Annotated in this window: 6 protein-coding genes and 1 pseudogene; 4 read left to right on the forward strand and 3 right to left on the reverse strand. The window is 46.7% G+C overall.

Features of this window, described 5'->3' with window-relative positions:
• Positions 1 to 1038: 1038 nt before the first annotated feature.
• From J0895_RS00765 to J0895_RS00775, 3 genes are all read left to right on the forward strand, one after another.
• On the forward strand, positions 1039 to 2322 hold the full coding sequence (locus J0895_RS00765; protein ID WP_242540950.1) for an RNA-guided endonuclease InsQ/TnpB family protein: 1284 nt from the start codon (positions 1039 to 1041) through the stop codon (positions 2320 to 2322).
• A gap of 61 nt (positions 2323 to 2383) precedes the next feature.
• Positions 2384 to 4984 (forward strand): DNA gyrase/topoisomerase IV subunit A, encoded by a 2601-nt coding sequence (locus J0895_RS00770; protein ID WP_207086242.1) that lies wholly within the window; start codon positions 2384 to 2386, stop codon positions 4982 to 4984.
• A 187-nt stretch (positions 4985 to 5171) separates the two neighbouring features.
• On the forward strand, positions 5172 to 5519 hold the full coding sequence (locus J0895_RS00775) for a hypothetical protein (RefSeq protein ID WP_207086243.1): 348 nt from the start codon (positions 5172 to 5174) through the stop codon (positions 5517 to 5519).
• Between the two features lie 151 nt (positions 5520 to 5670).
• Here the strand turns inward: J0895_RS00775 and J0895_RS00780 are convergent, their stop codons facing one another.
• The 3 genes and pseudogenes from J0895_RS00780 to J0895_RS00790 form a co-directional block, all read right to left on the reverse strand.
• On the reverse strand, positions 5671 to 5946 hold the full coding sequence (locus J0895_RS00780; protein WP_207086244.1) for a ubiquitin-like small modifier protein 1: 276 nt from the start codon (positions 5944 to 5946) through the stop codon (positions 5671 to 5673).
• A 128-nt stretch (positions 5947 to 6074) separates the two neighbouring features.
• Positions 6075 to 7394, reverse strand: a complete 1320-nt coding sequence (gene thrC, locus J0895_RS00785) for a threonine synthase (protein ID WP_207086245.1) — start codon at positions 7392 to 7394, stop codon at positions 6075 to 6077.
• Between the two features lie 408 nt (positions 7395 to 7802).
• A pseudogene (locus J0895_RS00790) lies at positions 7803 to 8060 on the reverse strand (MoaD/ThiS family protein); the annotation flags it as partial.
• A 126-nt stretch (positions 8061 to 8186) separates the two neighbouring features.
• Here J0895_RS00790 and J0895_RS00795 point away from each other — a divergent pair.
• The gene (locus J0895_RS00795) at positions 8187 to 8783 is read left to right on the forward strand and encodes a plasmid pRiA4b ORF-3 family protein (RefSeq protein ID WP_207086246.1); all 597 of its coding nucleotides are present in this window, start codon (positions 8187 to 8189) and stop codon (positions 8781 to 8783) included.
• Positions 8784 to 8904: the final 121 nt, after the last annotated feature.

An 8904-nucleotide genomic window follows, 5' to 3' on the forward strand; every position in this document is an offset into this window, starting at 1 on the left:
GAGCTGGGAACTAGCTTCGCATCTCCAAGGTAAGAACTTTAACGCTTACTCCTAACGTAGGCATTTCTGCCTGAGTCTGGTCAACTATGGGCTTGAAAAGCCCCCGCTATATCAGTAATCTGATTATTGCTGGGTTGTTGACTTAATCAATCGGATGCGCTTTATCGTCAGACTCTCAGGAATGATAGTACGCTGACAAAGTGTCCTCCGATCTTCTTCTCTTCGCTAACGATAGCGTTATTGAGCGAAAAAAAGCAGGAGGTCGTTACAGATCAATGAAAATCTACTTAAACCTCATGATATCTGCTCATGTCAGGCTAGATTAGCGACCCGGGGAAGCATTTGAGAAAGGCTCCAACCCATAAAGGTCTTGTCCGGCAATCCTGGCGCGGGTAGCCTGTGCATAGTGTACTCCATCAAGGGTGAAAGCGGACTCCAGAACAAACGACATCTCATGACTGACTAGATGGACCCTACATGAAGCCGAATCATGGCTTCGACGGTGGAATGTCCTCCAAATCTTCTGCGCCTTCAACCCCAGGTATCTCTATGACCCCTAGAGGCCTCAAGCGCTATATAATCAGAACCAATCATGAGATTTCAGGCTTCGGAAAGCTTCCATACCACCAAAGCGAGGAGGAATTGCGATTCGTACATGGCGACGAACCAAAACATCAGGAAAAATCTAGACCATCCGAACAACCGTGCATTCTTTAGAGCTTCGGACCCCTCAAAGAGTCCGAAGCGTTGACCCCCCAACCCCAATTAGCGATGCAAGAGTCTCTCGTTATTCCTAACCAGAAGGCCCTTTCCGATCCCTTGAATTTTTTCAGACTTCATAACCCAAAGCTGAACTTATTCGAGAAGTTGGTTCCCGACTCAATTTTAGGCGGAAAAACTGTAGAGCCCTTTTGGAGCGAATACACCCAGGCGATATCCAACGCCTTATCTACTCCTACCCCACTGGAATCGTCGGATTTAGAAAACCACGTCTTGAGGAATTATGCCAGCCTTCAAAATGCCAACTCGTGGTTTTCAATGAACGTCACTCCTCTAGAACAAGGGAACTCATTGAAGATATCCTGTCCATCCTCTCGCGCTTTTTTGCTCGGTTATACCGGAGCAGAACCCGAAAAACAGCCCAAAAAGCGATTTAAGAAAACTCCCCGGAACTCAACCACCAAAACTACTCCAAATGCCGTTAAAAAAATCCGCATCTATCCGGGGAAAGAACTTCACAAACTTTGGAAGCAATGGTTAGCTGCCTATCGGTGGATTTATAACTGGACGATTACTTACCTAAGAAATGAACCCCACTTATCCGCCTTTTCATTACAAAAGTTAGCCCGTGAAGCCAATCGCCCCGATTGGGTCATCCAATTGCCAGGACATCAACTCCAAGAAGCTGTCGCGGATGCCGTAGATGCCCATAAGCAAGCAAGAGCCAATCATGGAACAGCCTCGTTCAAGTCTTGTCGAGCTTTTTCTCAGGTGATTAAATTCAAAGCCGGGAATTTCAAAAATGGCACTTGGTATTGCCAAAGAACTAAAGGACTTGAGTTCAAATCAGCCGAAAATTTTCCCCAACAATGCCCTTATGGAACCCAGATTCTTTACCAGAAAGGGAAATGGTTTGGATGTTTTCCGGAATATCGAGAACCAACCCCCACTCAACAGGAACGAGTGATTGCGTTAGACCCAGGAGTCCGGACCTTTTTAACCGGGTATGATGGAGAAACAATTTTAGAGATTGGTCAGAAAGACATCGGCAGAATCAATCGACTCTGTACGCATCTTGACCAGTTGATGAGTAAAATTGCTTTATCCTCGAACAAACGTCAACGCTATAAAATGCGTAAAGCGGCCACTCGAATGCGGAGTAAAATCCAAAACTTAATCAAAGACTTGCATAATAAGTCAGCATCTTTTTTGGTCAACAATTACAAGCTAATCTTGCTGCCGACCTTTGAAACATCTCAAATGGTGGAACGGCAAAAAAGAAAGATTCGCTCAAAAACTGCCCGGAATATGCTGACTTGGAGTCATTATAAGTTGGCGGAGCATTTGAAGCAGATGGCACGGCGAAATGGAGTGATGGTCGTTCGGTGCAATGAGTCATTTACTTCTAAAACTTGTCCCAAATGTGGTCATATCCACGAAAAACTGGGAGGAAACAAAACATTTCGATGTCCTGAGTGTGGTTATCAAGCACCCAGAGATGGGAATGGTGCCCGTAACATCATGTTACAGGCTCTGCAGGCAACTGCCTTCACCATTGTTGGTGATGCCATACTATTCTTAGAACTGCTCCGTCATGAGTAGGTTTGATTCGGTTAAATGTTGCACACTGTTGGAAGTTGGTTTGGTTTAAGGAACAAAACTCATGGCTAAACAATTGAACCTACTGTCTACCGGACAGGTTATCCCGACTGCTTTGCACGTCGAAATGCAGCAGTCCTACCTTGAATATGCCATGAGTGTAATCGTGGGGAGGGCTTTACCCGATGTTCGAGATGGCTTAAAGCCGGTCCACCGGCGGATCATGTACGCGATGCACGAGTTGGGATTATCTCCCGATCGCCCTTATCGCAAATGTGCTCGCGTGGTTGGGGATGTCCTCGGCAAATACCACCCCCACGGCGATCAATCCGTTTATGACGCGATGGTCCGGATGATCCAGGACTTCTCCAGTCGGTATCCCCTCATAGCAGGTCATGGCAATTTTGGTTCGGTGGATAACGACCCCCCAGCGGCAATGCGTTACACGGAAACGCGCCTTGCCGAAATTGGCAGCGATGCCATGCTTCAGGAAATCGGCGAAGCGACGGTTGATTTTATCGGAAATTTCGATAATTCTCAGCAAGAACCTATCGTTTTACCGGCACAATTACCCATGCTGGTGCTCAATGGCAGTTCCGGGATTGCTGTGGGTATGGCAACCAATGTCCCTCCCCACAATTTAGGGGAGGTGGTGGATGCACTGGTAGCTTTAATCGATAACCCGGATTTATCCGATGAAAAATTATTTACCCTGATTCCCGGTCCCGATTTCCCTACTGGCGGGGAAATTATTGACACGGAAGGGATTAGATCGGCTTACACTACGGGACGGGGAATTATCCCGTTGCGCGGGGTGGCAAGGGTGGAGGAAATCCAAGGGGGACGCGGTAAACATCGGCGTCAGGCGATTGTGGTGACGGAGTTACCCTATCAGGTGAATAAATCGGCATGGATTGAAAAAATCGCGGATTTAGTCAATCATGGGCGCTTGGATGGAATTTCTGATCTTCGTGACGAGAGCGATCGCGATGGCATTCGCGTTGTCATTGAACTCAAACGGGAAACAAACCCCGAAGTTGTTCTACAACATCTCTACCACCAAACTGCACTGCAAAATAACTTCGGTGCGATTCTGTTGGCATTGGTAGAGGCACAACCGCGCCAGTTATCTCTACGGCAAATGTTGCAAGAGTTCCTAACCTTTCGGGAACAGACGCTCAATCGTCTCTACATTCATGAACTCGAACGCACTCAGCAGCGTTTGGAAATTGTAGAAGGATTACTCAAGGCGCTCAATAACTTAGATGCACTCATTGAGATTTTGCGGAATGCGCCGGATGGGACTACTGCAAAAGCAGCGTTGCAAAGCGAGTTAGAACTCACTGAGAACCAAGCGGATGCGATTTTAGGGATGCCAATGCGCCGGATAACGGGGTTGGAACGGCAAAAATTGCAGGATGAACGGAACCAACTCAATACCCGGAGACTGGAGTTGGAGAGATTACTCGGCGATCGCCGGGAATTGCTCAAAGGGTTGAAGAAGGAGTTACGATCGCTCAAAAAGAAATATGGCGACCCTAGGCGTACTCGGATTTACACGGTTTCACCGGATCATCAGACAGTGCTGGTGGCAACTCCTGTCTCGGGAGAAGCAACCAGCAAAACTAAATCCCGCAAAGGCAAAAAGGCAGCGATTCCCGAAGAAGTCGCACCCTCTCTGCCGCTGTTTGCTACGCCTCCAGAACCGGAAGAAACGGTCCTGGAATTTACTCGACGCGGTTATGTGCAACGGTTATCCCCTTCTACTTATGAGCGTCAGCAACAGAAACAGGAGGAAAATCCTGAGATTCAAACCCTAGAAGCGGGTGCGGATTTTGTGGTGGAAACTCACGTTGCTTTTACTGATCAAGATGTCCTGATTTTGACCCGGGATGGGAAGGGATTCTCGATTAAAGTTGGGGATATTCCGGCGAATAAACGCAGCGCGAAGAAAACGCCGTTCGTGAGTTTGTTTCCTCCGGCAGTGCATGGGAATCCTGATGCGATCGCCACTCAGTTTATCCTCTCAGATTATCCAGAAACCCTGGATTTAATCTTTCTGACGGAACGGGGAAGAATTAAACGCTTACCCCTGTCAGAATTTGCCAATTTGACGGCACGAGGATTAACGGCGGTTAAGCTAAAAGAGGGGGATGCGTTAGCTTATGCTAATTTAGCGACGGTGGGACAAGATATTGCGATCGCCACTTCTGGGGGACGGTTACTCCGATTTGCGATCGATAATGAAAACCTGCCGATTACCAGTCGCGCTTCCATGCCACAACCAGCATTGCGCTTAGGTAAGGGTGAGAATTTGGTCGGATGTGTCGCACTCAGTCAGAGTGAGAAACTCTTACTGGTGTCTAAATTAGGATATGGGAAACGGTTGCCGGTGGAGTTAGTCCGACTGGCGAAACCCGGAGATTTGGGTACTCAGTCCATGACATTTAAAAATAAAACCGATGGGTTAGTGGGAATGGTGGCAGCGCTTCCAGATGCGGAGTTAAAGTTACTCACCTGTCGCGATCGCTTCTTGCGGTTGCCGGTTAAGTCAGTGCGATCCAAACGCAAAGATGACGCAGGCGATCGGTTAATCAAACTCGAACCCAAAGAAACCCTCATTTATCTGAGTGTTTCCTCCCCCGAACCGGAACAATATGTCTAACAGATTAGCCCTATTAAGGGGGTTGCATCAAGATGACTCGGTGAAGGAGTCACTATACGAACGTTTCCGGTTCCCTCCCCTTGGCAAGGGGAGGGTTAGGGTGGGGTCCACAAGGGTGTGGGTTTTTACAGACTCTCAATACCGGATTCCGTATGATATTGTTTAATTCTTTTTTTAGGATAACCCGATGAAGCTCTATTTCATTAACGATACCTTACAAATTGAACTAGACTTTTGGGAGCAATTCTGGGCATTTAGCTTTGAGAAAATTTTGACAATTCCCCTGAGTCATATTGTCACTGTTTCCACCGCCGAACCCACCAGCAATTGGGCTGAAATTCGCGCCCCTGGAACGTTTTTACCCGGAGTCATCAAAGCCGGAACCTACTATAATCCTGGGGGAAAAGAGTTCTGGTATGTCACTCGGGAAAAAGATTATCTCACCCTAGAGTTACAAGATGAACCGTTTAAACGGATTGTTTTAACGATAGATAATGCCTTGGATTGGGCGAATCGAATTCAGGGGAAAATTTAGAAACGGCGGGGGTTCAAACCCTAGCCCTGTCAAGGTGTATTTGTAGGGGCGCAATGCGCAGGCCCCTACGTGAAATCACAATTTTTTGTCATCAAATTTATCACCTTGACAGGGCTAGGGTTCAAACCTAGCCTGTTGTCTGGTTGTCTAATTAACCCCCAGCAACAGCAGGGACAATGCTTACTTCATCCCCCTCCTTCAGTGGCGTATCCACCCCCTCTAAAAAGCGGATATCTTCTTCATTAACATAGACATTTAAAAAGCGCCGCAGTTGTCCTTTTTCATCACAAAGACGCTCTTTAATGCCGGGACAGTTAGCTTCGAGGGATTCTAACAAATCTGCCACATTACTACCACTGCATTCAACCGTAGCTTTGTCACTGGTAAACTTCTGGAGAGGAGTCGGAATTAAAACTTTAACAGACATGGTTCGCAAATAAATAGGATAGGGATAGATGGGGGAGACTGTTCGTAGTAACGACTTGCTGTCGTTATCTTTCTTAAGTTCGTAGTAACGACTTGCTGTCGTTTCTTAAGTTCTAAATCAAACCCATATTAAACTAAAGCTTGCTGCCATTCCAAGCGATCGAGAGTGCGAGAACGCTCTAACGCCCGCTCAAAGCTGTCTAATTTCGGCTCAATGGTCAGCGGTTCACCAATGTAACCGTGAACTGCTTCCTGGGTTTTTAATCCATTCCCGGTAATATAAACCACCGTCGTTTCATCAGGGTCAATTTTTCCAGCTTCCAGGGATTTCTTCAGAACAGCAATCGTCGTCCCGCCAGCAGTTTCAGTGAATATTCCTTCGGTTTCAGCCAGCAGTTTCATCCCTTCAATGATTTCTGCATCACTGACGGATTCAATATTTCCATTGGTTTTATGAGCAACTTCTAAGGCATAAATGCCATCGGCGGGATTCCCGATCGCAATGGATTTTGCCACGGTATTGGGTTTAACTGGCTTAATAAAATCCCGTCCTTCCCGGAATGCAGCGGCGATCGGTGAACAACCCTCCGCTTGAGCTCCGGTAAACCGAACTGCTTTTTCATCAACCAATCCGACTTGAATAAACTCTTGAAATCCTTTATAAATCTTGGTGAACAGAGAACCGGATGCTAGAGGTGCAACAATGCGATCGGGCAATTGCCAACCCAATTGTTCAGCCACTTCATAAGCTAGAGTTTTAGACCCTTCGGAATAATAAGGACGCAGATTAATATTAACAAACCCCCAACCATAAGTATTGGCCACTTCCGAACAGAGGCGGTTTACTTGGTCATAATTCCCTTTAACCGACATCAGAGTTGGATTATAGATGAGGGTCCCCAACACCTTACCGGCTTCCAAATCCGAGGGAATAAACACACAACAATCTAACCCCGCATAAGCGGCGATCGCAGCAGTAGAGTTCGCCAAATTCCCTGTACTCGCACAAGAAACCGTGGTAAAACCCAGTTCTTTCGCCCGAGTTAACGCCACCGAAACCACCCTGTCCTTAAAACTCAGGGTCGGCATATTCACCGCATCATTTTTAATATAAAGATTTTTCATCCCCAACTGACGTGCCAACCGGTTTGACTTCACCAAAGGCGTCATCCCCGTTCCCACATCAATCGGGGTATCCGTCATCACCGGCAAAAAGGGACGATAACGCCAAATCGAATGAGGACCCGCCTGAATCGTTTCGCGAGTCACCTGCCGACGAATTTCATCATAATTATATTTAACTTCCAGGGGTCCAAAACACAATTCACAGACATGAATTGCCTTCGTTTCGTACTCCGCACCACATTCTTTACATTTCAGTTTGTCAAACGTGGCCCCATTAGGCGGGGTGTCATGGCTGTGAGTATGCAATTCTGTCGCCTGGATCATGGTTCAAACCTCTGGACTCTCTAAAAAATAGGGGCTTGGAAGTCACCTTCCCTCATCTGTTGGGAAGATAGTAACACAGAGAAAAATACTCGTCAACCAATCCCGACTATTTTGGTCGGGATTGGTGGGTGGTCGTTTGTCATTGGTCCTTTGTCTGGGGGTAGAGTATTGGTTAGAAACCTGGTTTCTTCTCATAATCTCTAGCAATCACCCACAAACCTGGGCTAGAAACCCGGTTTCTTGTCCCTGGGATCTAAAACTGTACCAATAACCAATAACCAATCTTGCCCTGAGCCCTGAGCCGGTCGAAGCCTGTCCTGAGCTTGTCGAAGGGGGTCGAAGGGGACCAATAACCAATGACCAATAACCAATGACCAATGACCAATGACCAATGACCAATGACCCACACCCCCCACTCACAGGCGGAATCAGTACCACTTCATCCCCCGCTTGTAAGGGAGTCTGGGGGTCAACAAAATCGAGATTAATCCCAAAGCGGGTGATATCGCGCCAACAGTCAAGTTCCGGGTGTTCAGCAATCAGGCGATCGCGAACTGCCACCACCGGAGTTCCTGGCGGAAATTCCAGCACTAACTCAGGAACGCCACAGACTTCTTGATAAGCAGCGAACAGTTTTACCGTAACGGCGATCGGGGGTTGAGACATTATCAAAACATCACAAAAGGGCTAACTCTAATAAAATACCCTAAACTTGTTAAACTGACTTCATTCACTTATGATCAGAAAACCTAACAGTTTTCAGACTACCAAAGTCTAAACTTACAAACCCTGATGTTTATCCCCTGTTTAAAATGCCAACTCGAAAAACCTCAATCCATCTATCAACTAAAAATCACCCTGAGAGGTATCCGACCCCCAATTTGGCGACGAGTGCAAGTGAGCAGCGATTACACCCTGGCAGATTTACACCAAGTGATTCAAGTCTCAATGGATTGGGGAGATTGCCATCTCCATTCATTTAACATTCAAGGGGAAGAGTACGGAATGCCAATGGATGATGATTTCGGATTTGGTGACATGGAAATGAATGATGAAACCCGAGTCAAACTGAGCAAAATTATACCCGGAGAAAAGTTTAAATTCTCATACCTCTACGACTTCGGCGATTCCTGGGAACATGAAATCCTCGTCGAGAAAGTGCTTCCACCGGATCCGGATGTCAAATATCCAATTTGTATAAAAGCAACAAGAGCCTGTCCCCCAGACGACTCTGGCGGTCCTTGGGGATATCAAGATTTCCTAGAAGTGGTCCAAAATAAAAACCATCCGGACCATGAAGAAATGCTCGACTGGGTAGGTGGCTCTTTTGACCCCGAAGAAGCCAATTTGGATGAGATTAACGCCCAGTTTAAGAGAGGTTTCAAATAAAATGAATCGTCTCCAAAGCTAGGAAATTGTTATAAATTTGAAGAAGCAGGACCAGAAACCGGGTTTCTGCTACAATTGTTGTTTCATCGCCTAAATTTATGAAAGAAACCCGGTTTCTCAA

This window comes from Phormidium pseudopriestleyi FRX01, assembly GCF_017313335.1.
Taxonomy (GTDB): Bacteria; Cyanobacteriota; Cyanobacteriia; order Cyanobacteriales; family Laspinemataceae; genus Laspinema; species Laspinema pseudopriestleyi.